At 71.5% G+C, this 14,266-nt stretch carries 12 protein-coding genes; 7 read left to right on the plus strand and 5 right to left on the minus strand.

Features of this window, described 5'->3' with window-relative positions:
* Window positions 1-136: 136 nt before the first annotated feature.
* Window positions 137-1,354: an arylsulfotransferase family protein gene (locus LBW94_RS10045; RefSeq protein ID WP_225053377.1), complete on the plus strand. Its 1,218-nt coding sequence runs from the start codon at window positions 137-139 to the stop codon at window positions 1,352-1,354.
* Here LBW94_RS10045 and LBW94_RS10050 read toward each other — a convergent pair.
* The gene (locus LBW94_RS10050) at window positions 1,321-2,016 is read right to left on the minus strand and encodes a TetR/AcrR family transcriptional regulator (RefSeq protein WP_225053379.1); all 696 of its coding nucleotides are present in this window, start codon (window positions 2,014-2,016) and stop codon (window positions 1,321-1,323) included. The genes LBW94_RS10045 and LBW94_RS10050 overlap by 34 nt on opposite strands.
* Before the next feature lie 246 nt (window positions 2,017-2,262).
* On the opposite strand from LBW94_RS10050, the gene LBW94_RS10055 reads away from it, so the two are divergent.
* The 5 genes from LBW94_RS10055 (at window position 2,263) to LBW94_RS10080 (ending at window position 9,618) form a co-directional block, all read left to right on the plus strand.
* Window positions 2,263-3,822, plus strand: coding sequence for a succinic semialdehyde dehydrogenase (locus LBW94_RS10055; RefSeq protein WP_225053381.1), 1,560 nt, complete (start codon window positions 2,263-2,265; stop codon window positions 3,820-3,822).
* A gap of 36 nt (window positions 3,823-3,858) precedes the next feature.
* A complete protein-coding gene (locus LBW94_RS10060) occupies window positions 3,859-4,686 on the plus strand; it encodes an SDR family NAD(P)-dependent oxidoreductase (RefSeq protein WP_225053383.1) in 828 nt (275 codons plus the stop codon).
* 84 nt (window positions 4,687-4,770) lie between these two features.
* Entirely contained in the window at window positions 4,771-5,964 is a 1,194-nt protein-coding gene (locus LBW94_RS10065) for an SPFH domain-containing protein (protein WP_225053384.1), read from the plus strand.
* A 1,818-nt stretch (window positions 5,965-7,782) separates the two neighbouring features.
* Window positions 7,783-9,105, plus strand: coding sequence for a hypothetical protein (locus tag LBW94_RS10075; protein WP_225053837.1), 1,323 nt, complete (start codon window positions 7,783-7,785; stop codon window positions 9,103-9,105).
* Window positions 9,106-9,108: 3 nt separating this feature from the next.
* Complete coding sequence (locus LBW94_RS10080) at window positions 9,109-9,618, plus strand: hypothetical protein (RefSeq protein WP_225053386.1); 510 nt, start codon at window positions 9,109-9,111, stop codon at window positions 9,616-9,618.
* A gap of 18 nt (window positions 9,619-9,636) precedes the next feature.
* On the opposite strand, the gene LBW94_RS10085 is transcribed toward LBW94_RS10080, so the two are convergent.
* A complete protein-coding gene (locus LBW94_RS10085; RefSeq protein WP_225053387.1) occupies window positions 9,637-10,431 on the minus strand; it encodes a putative protein N(5)-glutamine methyltransferase in 795 nt (264 codons plus the stop codon).
* A gap of 31 nt (window positions 10,432-10,462) precedes the next feature.
* Window positions 10,463-11,302 carry a YdcF family protein gene (locus LBW94_RS10090; RefSeq protein WP_225053389.1) on the minus strand — a complete coding sequence of 280 codons (840 nt, stop codon included), beginning with the start codon at window positions 11,300-11,302 and terminating at the stop codon, window positions 10,463-10,465.
* A 234-nt stretch (window positions 11,303-11,536) separates the two neighbouring features.
* Here LBW94_RS10090 and LBW94_RS10095 point away from each other — a divergent pair, with 234 nt between their 5' ends.
* Window positions 11,537-12,388: a bifunctional 5,10-methylenetetrahydrofolate dehydrogenase/5,10-methenyltetrahydrofolate cyclohydrolase gene (locus LBW94_RS10095; RefSeq protein ID WP_225053390.1), complete on the plus strand. Its 852-nt coding sequence runs from the start codon at window positions 11,537-11,539 to the stop codon at window positions 12,386-12,388.
* Window positions 12,389-12,567: 179 nt separating this feature from the next.
* Here the strand turns inward: LBW94_RS10095 and LBW94_RS10100 are convergent, their stop codons facing one another.
* Window positions 12,568-13,323: a L,D-transpeptidase gene (locus tag LBW94_RS10100; RefSeq protein WP_225053392.1), complete on the minus strand. Its 756-nt coding sequence runs from the start codon at window positions 13,321-13,323 to the stop codon at window positions 12,568-12,570.
* Window positions 13,324-13,472: 149 nt separating this feature from the next.
* Window positions 13,473-14,132, minus strand: a complete 660-nt coding sequence (locus LBW94_RS10105; RefSeq protein WP_225053394.1) for a cyclodeaminase/cyclohydrolase family protein — start codon at window positions 14,130-14,132, stop codon at window positions 13,473-13,475.
* Window positions 14,133-14,266: the final 134 nt, after the last annotated feature.

Genomic DNA, 14,266 nt, shown 5'->3' on the forward strand with positions numbered 1-14,266 from the left:
GTTCCGCACCCCCGCCGGTGCGGCGATCGGCTCGAAACGGACCGATCCCGCTCCCGCAACAGGGCGAGTGGTCCGATACCCTGGGATGCGTTTTGCCCGGTCGGCCGGGACGGCCGGGTACGGAGGAGGTAGTGCGATGGTCGGGGTGCGCGGAAGTCTGCGGACGGCGATGATGGCGGCGGCGCTGAGCGCGGTGACGGCGCTGCCCGCGACGGCCGCCGCGGAACCGTTGCTGCCCAGCTCGCCCATCGGGGCGCTCACCTACACGGTGCGGGTGAACAAGCCCGAGGGCGGCCCGGGCTACATCTACTACACCACCGGCCTCAGCGCGGCCGCGGTGGTTCCGGGCCTGTCCCGCATCCTGTCCGACGTCCCGGTGGCCAGGCCCGCGAACGTGGTGCTGGACAAGTCGGGCCGCGAACTGTGGCGCTACGACCCGCCCGCCGGCCAGGACGTGTCCAACTTCCGGGCCCAGACCTATCAGGGTGAACGGGTGCTGACCTGGTGGCAGGGCACCAGCCAGAGTGGCCACGGCGCCGGGGTCGACTACATCGCCGACGAGCACGGTCACGTGATCCGGACGCTGACCCCCGGCGACGGTCTGGACGCGGACGTGCACGAATTCCGGCTCACCCCGGACGGGCGGGCGCTGATCACCTCCTACCGGCGGCAGACCGCCGATCTCACCGCGATCGGGGGCCCGGCGAACGGCACCATGCTCGACGCGATCGCCTCGGTGGTGGACGTGGCCACCGGGCGGGTGCTGTTCCGGTGGAGCGCGGCCGAACACGTGCCGCTCGCCGACACCACCGAGCCCGACACCCTGTCCGGCGGCGGCGATTACGATCCGTACCACATGAATTCGATCAGCCTGGACCCGCGCGGGAATCTGCTGATCTCACTGCGCAACACCTCCGCGGTGTACGACGTCGACATCCGTTCCGGGGCGATCGACTGGCAACTGGGCGGGAAGCATTCCACCCTGGATCTCGGGCCCGGTATCGAATTCGCCTACCAGCACGACGCGGAATTCGCCGACGCCGACACCGTGCGGCTGTTCGACAACAACTCCAGCGGCTCACACACCCTCGGGCATTCCAGCGTGGAGTGGATCCGGGTGGATCCGCGGGAACATCGGGCGACGCTGGTGCGCAACCAGCCTCATCCCGACGGGCTGGTGGCGTTCGCGATGGGCGATGCCCAGGGCCTGGACAACGGCGACACGTTCGTCGGCTGGGGGATGGCGCCGCACATCTCGGAGTTCTCGCCGGCCGGTGACCTGGTCTACGACGCGGCGCTGCCGATGGGCACCTACCGCGCCTATCTGGAGGACTGGGTGCCCACGTCCGACTGAGCCGCACCGGATTCGAACAGTCCGGGCAGCGTCAGCGCGGATTCGATGTCGGCGCGGGTGCCGAGGGTGACCAGCACGCTGCGGATCATGATGATCCGCGCGGCCGCGAGGGCCTCCGGCGCGGGCGGGGCCGCCGACAGCCGGAACACCACGTATTCGCAGACCTGCAACGCGGTGTCGAGTTCCAGCGGGCCGGGCGGGCGGCGGCCCAGCGCCGCGAACGTGGCGCGGACCAGCGCCCGGATGTCGTCGAAGGCGTCCTCGCGATAGCCCGAGACGGGGGAGCCGGGGTCGTGCAGTTCGGCGAAGACCGGGCGCAGCATCGGCCCGTGCCCCGCCGCCCATTCCAGGTAGGCGTCGATGAGGGCGATGCCCAGCTGCACCGGCTCGGTGGATTGTGCGAGCGCGGCCCGGATACCGCCGACCAGCCCGTCGTTGGAGGCCGCCAGCAGCACGTGCAGGGGTTGTTCCGCATTGCCGAAATAGCGGTAGAAGGTGGGACGCGAGATGCCCGCCGCCTCGATGATGCGGGCGACGTGCAGGCCGCGTGAACCGTGTTCGGTGAACACCGCGCCGGTGGCGGCGACGATCCGGGCGCGGACCTCGTCGGCCTGTTCGGCGGTCTGCGGTGGGCGGCCGCGCCGCGCTGGGGGGGTGGTCACCGCCGTGCTCGTCCGGTGGTCGTCACCGCGTTCGTCCTGTGCTCATCGTGCTGCTCGTTCTGCCGCGACTGCCTTGTTCGTCATACGACCGCCTCGGTCATGTCCGTCATCCTTGCAAACCCGGGTGCGGGGTTGACAACGCCACTGGGCCGGGCATTAATCTAACACCACTGTTAACGTAACAGGTGTGTTCAGATAAATCCGGCCCGGTCCGGTGGGCACCCTGCTCGACCGAGAGGGCCGACCATGACGACCGCCTCGCCGACCGCCGCCGCGGCACTGCCGCAGCCGCTGGTCCGCCGTCTGCTCGCGCACGCCGTGGCCGGTGGCGCCGGTACGGTGGCGATCCACGCCCCGGCCACCGGACAGTTCCTCGTCGACCTGCCGCAGTCCTCGCCCGCGGATCTCGACCGGGCCTTCGCGGTGGCCCGGCAGGCGCAGCGGGACTGGGCCGAAGTGCCGGTGCGGGAACGGGTTTCGATCCTGCGCAGGTTCCACGACCTGGTGCTGGCCGAACAGTCGGCGGTACTCGACCTGGTGCAGCGGGAGAGCGGCAAATCCCGGGTGCACGCCTTCGACGAGGTCGGCGACGTGGCCGTGAACGCCCGCTACTACGCCGCCCGCGCCGAGCGGCTGCTGACCCCGCGCACCCCGCGCGGCGTGCTGCCGCTGCTCACCCGGGTGGAGGTGCGCTACCGCCCGAAGGGGGTGGTCGCGGTGATCTCCCCGTGGAACTATCCGCTCGCGCTGGCCGCCTCCGACGCGCTGCCCGCCCTGGTCGCCGGGAACGCGGTGATCGCCCGACCGGACAACCAGACCGCGCTGTGGGCCATCGATGTCGCGCGCCGCGCGGGTCTGCCGGAGGGGTTGTGGCAGGCGGTGCTCGGCCGGGGCGCGGCCATCGGCGGCGAGGTCGTCGCGCGCGCCGACCACGTCGACTACACCGGTTCCACCGCCACCGGCCGCATCATCGCCAGGCAGGCCGGCGAGCGGCTGATCGGCTGTTCCCTGGAACTGGGCGGCAAGAATCCCATGCTGGTCCTGGCCGACGCGGATCCGCGCGCCGCCGCCCGGATCGCGGTGCGGGCCTGCTTCGCCTCCGCCGGGCAGCTGTGCGAGTCGATCGAGCGCATCTACGTGCACGACGCGGTCCACGACCGGTTCGTCGCCGAATTCACCGAGGCGACCAGGGCGCTCACCCTCGGCTCGGCGCTGGACTATTCGTACGAGATCGGCTCGCTGACCTTCCCGCGGCAGCTGGACACGGTCACCGCGCACGTCGGCGACGCGGTCGCGAAGGGGGCGACCGTACTCGCCGGCGGGCGGGCCCGCCCGGACCTGGGCCCGTACTTCTATGAGCCGACCGTGCTGACCGGGGTGCGGCCCGGCATGACGGCCTACCGGGAGGAGACCTTCGGCCCGGTGGTGTCGATCTACCGGGTGAGCAGCGACGACGAGGCCGTCGAGCAGGCCAACGACACCCCCTACGGCCTCAATGCCAGCGTGTGCGGTCGCGACGTCGCGCACGCGCGGGCGGTCGCGGCCCGGGTGCGCGCCGGATCGGTCAATGTCAACGAGGGTTTCCTCGCGGCGTGGGGGAGTGTGGCCGCACCCTCGGGCGGGCTCGGCGATTCGGGCACCGGGCGGCGGCACGGGCCGGAGGGGCTGCTCGGCTATGTCGACACCCAGACCATCGCGGTGCAGCGTGCGGTGCCGATCGCGCCGCTGCCCGGGATGTCGCAGGCGTTGTGGGCGAAGACCATGACGGCGTACTTCGGCGTCATGAAGGCGTTGCGGCAGCAGTGAATTCCGCGGATCGACAGGGAACGGAGCGGGACGAGCATGGACACGGTGGCCGGGACGACGGTGCTGATCACCGGCGCCGCACGGGGTTTGGGCAGATCGTTCGCCGCCCGCGCGGTGGCCGAGCGGGCCGCGCACGTGGTGCTGTGGGACATCGACGCGGCGGCGCTGGCCGAGGCCGCCGCGGCGCTGACCGCCGCCGGGGTGAGCCGGATCCACCGGTACGTGGTCGACCTCTCCGACCGGCAGGCGATCGCCGATACCGCCGCGGCGGTGCGCGCCGCGGTCGGTGATGTCGACATCCTGGTCAACAACGCGGGTGTCGTGCGCGGCAACGGGTACTTCTGGGAGACCGGCGACCGCGGCGACATCGAGCGCACCATGGCGATCAACGCCCTCGCGCCGATGTACGTGGCCCTGGAATTCCTGCCCACGATGGTGGCCGCCGGCCGCCCGGCCCGGCTGCTGAACATCGCCTCCTCGGCGGGCCTGGTGGCCAATCCGCGGATGAGCGTGTACGCCGCCTCCAAATGGGCGGCGCTGGGCTGGTCGGATTCGGTGCGACTCGAACTGGACCAGGCCGGGCACCGTCACGTCCGGGTCACCACCGTCTGCCCCACCTACATCGACACCGGAATGTTCCAGGGCGCCAAGGGTTTCCTGTTCACCCCGGTGCTGCGGCAGGACGAGGTGGTGGACACCTCCTGGCGGGAGATGAAGAAGGGCGCGCCACTGGTGGTGCTGCCGTGGACATCCCGGCTCAATCGGGCAATCTCCGGGTTGCTGCCGTTGCGGCTGCGCGATTTCTATCTCAACGCGGTCGGGGTCTACCACTCGATGGACGAATTCACCGGCCGTGCGGTGTAATCCTTCCGGGCATTAACACGCCGCGCCGAACAGCCGATACGCTGAGCGGACGGGCGCGGCCCGACCGGAGGGAGACGAGGGCACATGGGCCTCAGGGACATGATTCGCGGCGAGTTCATCGATCTCATCGAATGGCTCGATGACGGCAACACCACGCTGGCGTGGCGATTTCCGCGTTACGACAACGAGATCAAGAACGGCGCACAGCTGATCGTGCGCGAGGGCCAGCAGGCCCTGTTCGTGTACCGCGGCCAGCTCGCCGACCGGTACGTGCCCGGCCATTACGCCCTCACCAGCGAGAACATGCCGATCATGTCGACGCTGCAAGGGTGGAAGTACGGCTTCAACAGCCCCTTCCGGTCCGAGGTGTACTACATCAACACCCGCCCGGTGACCGACTTCCGCTGGGGCACACCCCAGCCGGTGACGGTGCGCGACCCCGACTTCCGGATGGTGCAGGTGCGCGCCAACGGCACCAGCACGGTGAAGGTGACCGATGCGGAGGTGTTCCTGCGCCAGGTGATCGGCACCGAGAGTGTCGTGGACACCGAGCAGATCACCGACCTGCTGCGCCGCAACATCTCGCTGGCCTTCTCCGACATGGTGCTGGCAACCGGCCTGGGCGCCATCGACCTCCAGGGCCGCCAGGTCGAATTGTCGGACAAGCTCCGGGAATTCGTCGCGCAGCGGATGCAGCCGTTCGGCCTGGGCGTCGACCAGGTCACCATGATCATCTCGCTGCCGGAGGAGATCCAGCAGGCGATGACCCGCGGCGTCGCCCGCGGCGTCGAGGCCAGCGGCTTCCTCAACAACGTCGACCTGAACCGCTACCAGCAGGCCCAGGCCGCCGACGCGATGCTCGCCGCGGCCGAGAACCCCAGCGGCGGCGGCGCGATGGGCGCGGCCATGCAGGCCGGCATGGGCGTGGTCCTCGGCGGCCAGATGGCCGGCGCCATGCAGGGCGGCTTCGCCCCCCAGCCCCAGCAGCAGTACGCGCAGCAGCCCCAGCAGGCCCAGCAACCCCAGCCCGGTTACGCCCCGCCGCCGCTGCCCAGCCAGCAGCCCTTCCACATCGAGCTGAACGGCCAGGCCGCGGGCCCCTACCCGCTGGACCAACTGCGCCAGTTCGTCGCCTCCGGCCAGCTCACTCCCCAGACGAACGTCTGGACCACCGGCATGGCCGCCTGGGCCGCCGCCGACACCGTCCAGGCCCTGCAACCCCTCTTCGCCGCCCCGCCGCCGCTGCCGGGCACCCCACCGCCGCTGCCACCGCAGTAGCACCGTCCGTCGTAGAGGGAAGCGACAGCAAGACTTTCGGGGCCACACGTGAATCAGCAAGACCAACCACCCCCCGCCACCGACCCACCCGGCGCCGGCGCCCCGCCACCGGGCCGTCCACCCGCCCCGGAAACGGTGAAATACACCGGCCCGCAACCGGACCCCGCACCCCCGGGCGAATCCTCCTCGCCCGGGGGTGCGGACCGGCCACCTTTCCCGAACCCCGCGTCCGGGCACTCGGGGCAACCGCCCGCTCCGGGGCCCGGTTTCGGGCCGTCCGCCCCAGGACCGATCCCTCCGCTGCCGGGACCACCGCCGCACCCTGCGGTCGGGCAATGGCAACCCGGGCAGCCTCCACCCGAGGGCGCGGGCCCGCGGTCCGGCGGTCCCCACACGCCGCCGTTCCCGCCGCAGCGTCCGGGCCCGCCGATGGGGCCCGGTCCCGGCGCGCCCATGCCGCCCTATCAGGGTGGTCCCGGACCTGTACCACCGCCGGGCGGCGCACCCCGGCAGCCTGGCCGGCCCCCGTACCAGCAGCCCGGCCCGCGGCCCGGTGGCCCCGACACGCCGCCGCCGTTCCCGCCGCAACGCCCCGGCGCGCCGATGCCGCCGTATCAGGGCGGCCCTCCGCCGACGCCGGGGGGCGGGTCCTGGCCGAACCCGGTCGCGCCGCCCCCACTGCCGGGAAACCATCCGCCCGCCTCCGGATTCCCGGGTCCGGTGCCACCGCCGCCCGGCCGCGGCACCCCGATGCCACCTGCTTCCGCCCCGATGCCGCCTCCGCCGTATCCGGGAAATCACCCTGCCGGGCGGGGATATCCACCCGCGCAGGGGCCCGGAATGATGCCGCCACCCGGCGTTGCGCCCCGGTCACCCGATGGCCGGCAGTACTCGGGCGGCAACGCGGGCCCGCCACCCGGATATCCCGGCGGACCTCCGAACCCACTGCCCGGCGGTGTAGCCCCGCAGTCGGCCTACCCGCCCGGATATCAGCCGTACCCGGGCGGCAATCCACCTGGCCATCCAGGCGGCCCTCCGCCGTTGCCGGGCGCACCGGCATATCTGCCCGGATCTGTTTCGCCGCAGCACAATCCTTCGAATATGCCCGACGGCCGCCCGTATTCTCCCGGCGCCGAACCACGGCCGCACGGGGTACCGGATACTCCCGGTTCGCTTCCGCCATCGTTGCCGGGCAGCGGTCCGGCGGTGTCGTCACAGCTTTCCGGCAGCAGCGCGCCGCAGCCGGATTCGCCACAGCACGCGGAGGAGACGGTGCACTCGGCCGTGGCCGACTCCGAATCGGCTCCTGCGCAGGCGAGTTCGCTGCTGGGGTTGGGAGGTACTCCGCCGTCGGCTCGCACCGGAGGTGCGGGAGCGGGCGGTCCGGCCGCTGCCTCGGGTCCGCCTCCACTACCGAGCGGTGATGTTGCACCGTCGGCACACGACTCTGAATTCGTTGAGGGACAATCTATGTCACCGCAAGATGCGGGTGGTCCGGTCGGCGGCGCGGGTGCGCCGACAACGGGTGCTTCCGTTCCGCCGCCATTGCCGGGCACCGGTGTGCCGCCCGCTGCCGGGTCGGCTCTTCCGCCACCGCTGCCCGGCAGCGGCGGTCCGGGCACGCCGCACGCTGCGCCGCCCCCGTTGCCGGGCAGGGGTATTCCGGGCGGGCCGCCTTCTCTTCCCGGTGGTCAGGGTGGGCCGCCGCCGTTGCCCGGCGGACCGGGCGGCCCGCCGCCGTTGCCCGGTGGTTCTGGCGGGCCGCCACCGCTGCCGGGTGGGCCCGGTATGGCTCCGCCGCCGTTGCCGGGAGGTGGGGTGGCATTCGGAGCCCCCGGGGGGCTGATGCCGCCGCCGATGCCCGGGGGTGGGATGCCGCCGCAGTTCGGGGGTGTCGGGGTGGTGTTGAATCTGCCGCCGCAGGCGGCCGAGGCGCCGCCCGCGCCGGAGCGGGTGGCCGAAAACGTTCCGGCGCAGCCGGATCGGGCGATGCTGCATCGGACCGAGGGGACCCGGACCTATCCGTGTTCGGCGTGTGGCGGCCAGTTGATGTTCGACATCGACAGCCAGAAGCTGCGCTGCCCCAGTTGTGGCAACTACAACGAGATCAGTGTGCCCCGGGAACCGGTGGTGGCGCGGGATCTCCAGGAGGCGATGGCGGAACTGCGCGAGGCGCAGACTGCCGTCGCCGGGCCGCAGGTCACCGGCGAGCGCGAGGTGAAGTGCCAGAGTTGTGGTGGCACCACCACTTTCGTGGGCAGTTTGACGGCGACCAAATGTCCGTACTGTGCCACGCCGATCCAGCGCGACGACGTGCACGATGCGCCGGCCCGGTTGCCGGTGGACGGGGTGGTGCCGTTCCGGGTGAACGAGAAGCAGGCCCGGGACCTGGTCGAGCGGTGGGTGTCGAAGCGGTGGTTCGCGCCGTCGGCGTTCAAGAAGTACCGCCGGCTCGGCTCGCTGGCCAGCGTCTACCACGCGTATTTCACCTACGACGCCGACACCTACAGCTGGTACACCGGTGAGCGCGGTATCGACTACGTGGTCGAATACCGGGACAGCGACGGGGATCTGCAAACCGAGACCCGCACCGAGTGGTACCCGGTGTCCGGTGAGGTGGCCAACCAGTTCGCCGACATGCCGGCGCTGGCCAACATCGATCTGGACCACGGCAAGGTGAAGGCGTTGGAGCCGTGGCCGATTCAGGAGGCCACCGGATATTCGCCGGAGTATCTCGCCGGGCATCTGGCCCGCACCTACGATCGGGACGCCGAGGAGACGTTCCCGGAGGTGCGCGGCGAGATGGAGGGCCTGATCGAGCAATCCGTCAACGCCGACATCGGCGGCGACCGGCAGCGCATCCATTCGTTGCAGTCGACCTGGAATGCCTTGGCCTACAAACATCTGCTGCTGCCGATCTGGCTGCTCACGGTGATGTACGCCAATCAGCCGTTCCGGGTGTACATCAACGGCCTGACCGGTCAGGTGTCCGGCCAGCGGCCGTGGAGCAAGGTCAAGATCGCGGTCGCGATCGTGGTCGTGGTGCTCGTCGCGGTGATCGCGCTGGTGGTGTACTCGAAGATCCACGCGCACAGCGGCCACCATGTCAGTCATCCGGTCCGGCCGACCACCAGGAGGTAGTTCGTGATCATCGTGATTGTGCTGTTGCTGGCGTTGGTGGTGATCATCGGCGGCGTGGCCGGGGTGCTGCTGGTGGTCGGCAACCACCAGCGGCGGGAGGCGGCGCACGACAACCAGGTGATTCCGGGCACCCCGACCCGGGCGCCGGTGTCGTGGGCCCGCTCCCACGATCCGGAGGCCCGGCTGCACCGCCGGCTGCGCGACGCGATGACGGCCCTGCACGCCGTCGCCGCCTACGACACGGCGGCGAGCCTGTCGATGCGCTCGGGGCTGGAGCAGTCGGCGCTGGCGGTGGACCACCACCTGGTGGCCGTGGCCGGGCTGCCGCGGTCACACCGCGACCAGCAGCTACCGGAACTGACCCGCGCGGTCGAGACGATCGAGGCGGGCGTGGCCGACTACACCCTGGCGACCACGAAACCCGACCTCAGCGCGCTGGAGGCGGACCTGAGCGCGGTGCAGTCGAAACTGGATGCGGTCACGGAGATCCGCCGCACCCTGGACCACGCCTGAACACCAGGAGAAGGGATCTCACGATCGCAGGGCACGCACCACGGTGGCGCCGAGTTCCTCGGACTCGAGTACCGCCGGGGTGAGCCCGGCGGCGGCGAAGATCTCCGCCGCGACCGGCGCCTGCGCGGCGCCGGTCTCGACGAAGACCGCGCCGCCGGGCGCCAGCCAGGCGCCCGCCGCGGCGGCGACCCGGCGGATGACGTCGAGCCCGTCGCCGCCGCCGTCGAGGGCGGTGCGGGGCTCGTGGTCGCGGGCCTCGGGCGGCATGCGGGCGATCATGTCGGTCGGGACGTAGGGCGTGTTCGCCAGCAGCAGGTCGACCCGCCCGGCGAGCTCGGGTGGCAGCGGCGCGAACAGGTCGCCGCAGTAGACCTCGGCGCCCAGCGGCGCCAGATTGGTGCGGGCGCAGGCGGCGGCCGCGGGCTCGAGGTCGGTGGCGGTGAGTTCGACACCGATGCCGGCGGCGCGCAGTTCGGTCGCCACGGCGAGCCCCAATGCCCCACAGCCGCAACATATGTCGAGCACCACACAGGATCGTCGCATCCGGCCCAGCGCGACGGCCCGCTCGACCAGGTATCCGGTGCGCTGCCGCGGCACGAACACCCCCGGGGTGACCGCCACCCGTAACCCGCGGAACTCCGCCCAGCCCAGCAGATGTTCCAGTGGCCGACCGGAAATCCGTTGCGCCACCAGTACTTCCAATTCACCGGGTGAGGCGGCCGCGGCGGCCAGCAGCGCCGCCTCCTCCTCGGCGAAGACGCAGCCGGCCGCGCGCAGCCGCGCGGTGAGCGTTTCCAGATCCGTCACGGTCACCCACCCATTCTCGGGGGCCGTGTCCAGTGGATTATCGGGCGGGCGGCAGCATCATGACCCGGCTGGCATCGATGTAGATGCCGCGCTGGGCGGGCCGGCCGGGCGGCATCAGCTGGTTCACCCACTGATCGGTGGAGGTCATCGCCCCGGTGATGTGGATGCCAGCGGTGATGAAGTCGGCCACCGCGCGGCGGATGTGGTTGGGGGAGGTGACCAGGACGGCGTTGTCCGCCCCGGCGCCGCGCAGCAACTGCGAGCTGAACAGCGCGTTCTGCACCGTCGACCCGGCCCGGTCCTCGACCAGCACCCGGTCCGCCGGAATGCCGCGGCCGATCAGCCAGCCCGCCATGGCCGCCGCCTCGGCGACGCCGTTCTGCGGATTGCCGCCGGTCACCACCACCGGGGCCCAGGGCGCGGCCATGGCCTGGAACCAGGCGGCCTCCAGCCGGTCCACCAGTTCGTCGCGCATGCTGCCGTCGGGCAGCAGCCCGTAGCCGAGCACCACGATCCCGGTGTGCTCGCCGACCAGCGTCGGCAGCGGCATCGGCACGGTGGCGACGGCGGAGGCGACGGCGCCGATCATAGTGCGGGTCTGTGCCGCCTCGCCCGGATCGACGCCGTCGAGCCGGTGCAGGGCGACCTCCCGGGTGATCACGTCGCCGGTGTAGTCGGACCAGATCGCCTGCAACGCCAAGGCCTGTGCGTCGTCGGGTGCTTCGTCGAGCAGCCGGTGCAGGTCGTCGAGGCCGGCGGCGTCCTGGCCGTTCATGAAGTGGGATTGCGCGGAGTTGTACAGATCGGCCGGGTCGGCGACGGCGACGGCGGTGCCGAACAGCGCCGGGCCGGACAGCGCGAGGAGGAGGGCGGTCAACGCCGCCGCGGCCGTTTTCGTAACACGCCTTACGGGGATCACAGCTGTCGACACCTTTCTGACGAACGGGTCTGTTGCTGCCGGTTGTCTGGCGCACCGACCGGACCACGATACGGCGCGGCAGCCGGGCCGTCCGGCATTCGAATGCGGAGATTCACTGCAAACTTGCACTCACTGCGCAAACCCGGTGCGGTGCGTGCCGGCCGGGCCCGGGCGCCGGATAAGGTTTCGGGCGTGGACACGACTTCGCTCTCCGGCAAGGAACTCGCCGCTGCCCTCAACGCGGACACGAAGCAGCGCGCCGCCGCGCTGACCGAGCGGGGCGCCGCGCCGCGGCTGGCGCTGGTGGTGGCCAACGACGATCCGGCCAGCGGCTGGTACGTGAAATCGCTGGAGCGTGCCGCCGGTCGGCTCGGAATCGACAGCACCACAACCGATCTCAGTGTCACCGCGAGCGCGGCGGACATCCGCGAGGCGCTGCGTGCACTCGGTGCCGATCCGGCGGTCGATGCGGTCATGCTCCAGACGCCGCTGCCCAGCGGGGTCACCCTCGACGAGGTGAGTTCCGAGATCCCCGCCGGGAAGGACGTCGACGGGGTCAGCCCGCTGTCGCTGGGCCTGCTGGCCACCGGCCTGCCCGGTTTCCCCCCGGCCACCGCCCAGGCGGTGGTGGAGCTGGCGAAATTCCACGACATCCCGCTGGCCGGACGGCATGTCGCGGTCGTGGGCCGGTCCAACGTGGTGGGCAAGCCGCTGGCGCAACTGCTGCTGGCCGAGAACGCGACCGTCACCATCTGTCACTCCCGCACCACCGACCTGCCCGCGGTGACCGCGGCCGCCGATGTCGTGGTGGCCGCGGCCGGCCGGGCCGGGCTGATCACCGGCGCGCACGTCCGGGAGGGGGCCGTCGTGATCGATGTGGGCACCAACGAGGGCCCGGACGGCAGCATCGTCGGCGACGCCGACGCGGCCTCGGTCCAGGGCCGGGCCGCGGCGCTGAGCCCGGTGCCGGGCGGGGTCGGCCCGGTCACCACCGCTCTGCTGATGCGGCACGTGGTCGAGGCCGCCGAGCGCGCGCGGAATTGAGCGTCGCCGTGCGGGCCCCGGGGCTGTGATCACCGCCGAGTGTGCCCGGGGCCGAGACCACCGCTGGGCAGGCTCGTAGCCGCCGCGCTGGTCGACCGGCCACGTCCGAATGTGCCCGGATCCGGCACACGACGGCCCGGGCACCCGAGGGGCCCGGGCCGTGCGGTGTCAGGGATCGGTCACCAGTGGCTGGTCACCACATCGCCGACATTGACGTTCTCGTAGTACCAGGCGGCATCGTCGGGCGCGAGGTTGATGCACCCGTGGCTGACGTTGGAGTTGCCCTGCTGGTCCACCGACCACGGGGCCGAGTGCACGAAGACGCCGCTCCAGGTCAGCCGCTCGGCGTATTCGCCGGTGAGCAGGTAACCGTCCGGATCATCGAGTGGAATGCCGATGGTCCGCGAGTCGAAGATGATCGAGCGGAACTTCTCCAGCACCGGGAAGCTGCCGGTCGGCGTCTCCCGGCCCGGCCGTCCCATCGAGGCGGGCATCACCCGCGGCGGCTCGCCGGGGACGAACACCGTGAAGGTGTGCGCGGACAGGTCGGCGTCGGCGGTGATCCCGCCGTCGGTCTCCAACCGGGTCTGCGTGGTGCCCACCTGGACCGTGACCCGGCTGGCGGCGGGCAATCCGCCGCTGGGGGTCCAGACCACTTCGCGATCGCTGTTCCAGGCGAAGGTGCCGGGCAGGGCGGCACCGGCGGTCACCGAGACCGATTGCTCGGCGCGTGCCCGGTCGCCGACCGCGGCGGCGAACCGGACGGTCACCGGCGCGGCGACACCGACGATACTGCCGTCGGCCGGGGCGACGGATTCCACGGGATATGCGGGTGACGACGGTGTCGTCATGGCGCCTGTCGCCGTGCCGGGCAAGAAGATTGCGAACGCTGTGACCACGGTCGCCAGGAACAGATTCTGCATCGTGTTCCGCATGGCTTCCACTCCTCCGAGGGCTTGATTATCAGAGGCTCAGTCTAGAGTCCGATGATCATGCCGCGCGCCTCGTGAGGCGTCTATCGTGACCAAAATGCCGCTTTCGCAAGGACTTTCGGCGCACCCGATTACCGGGAAATGACCACCGGTTACCGCGTCGTAACCGCGGTGACGACCTCGGTGTGCAGGGCATCGGCGCGCGCCACGATCTGCTCGATGGTCCGCAACGCTCCGGCGAACTCGGCGCCCTCGCCGTCGGCCAGCGACACCACGTTGATCACGATGTTGAGCTGCGAGGCCGTGGCCGCGGCGCGGGCCGCACCGGCGGCGGCGCCGATGTCGGTGATCACGTTGGGGTTGCCGATGGGCAGCAGATCGGCGGCGAGGCTGAGCACCTCGTCGGCCTCGGCCACCACCGCGGCGGGCACCCGCGCGGCCTCCAGCAACGCCGTGGTGACCGCGGCGGCGCGGGCGGTGGCCTGTTCGGCGGTGTCCTTGGGCAGCTTGTAGGCGGCGCCGACCGCGGTGAACGCGGCCGCGTCGGCGTCGGCCAGCGCCAGCGACCGGGTGCGGGCGGCGTCGGCGGCGGCGATGATGCGGTCGATCGTCTCGCGATGCGCCGCATCCTTGGCACGGGTGGTGTAGCGCGCCACCATCGCGACCAGGGCGGCGCCCTGCGCGGCGTGCAGCGCCGCCACCGCGCCGCCGCCGGGTGCGGGGAGCTTGGCCGCCAGATCGTCCAGATAGCCGCCCACCGAGGCTTCCGCGAACGTCGAAATCGACTGCGGTGACACGGTTTCGGCAGACATGGACGGCCTTTCTCTGCGAACGGGCGGTGCGCACCCCGATGATGCGCGTCCGAGCACTACCGTACCGCGCCCCACCGGGCCGTCCGCCGAAGCCCCGGCCCCCAACTCGAGGTTCACCTCGAGTGAGCGGGGGT

The sequence above is a fragment of the Nocardia sp. alder85J genome (genome assembly GCF_020176955.2).
Taxonomy (GTDB): Bacteria; Actinomycetota; Actinomycetes; order Mycobacteriales; family Mycobacteriaceae; genus Nocardia.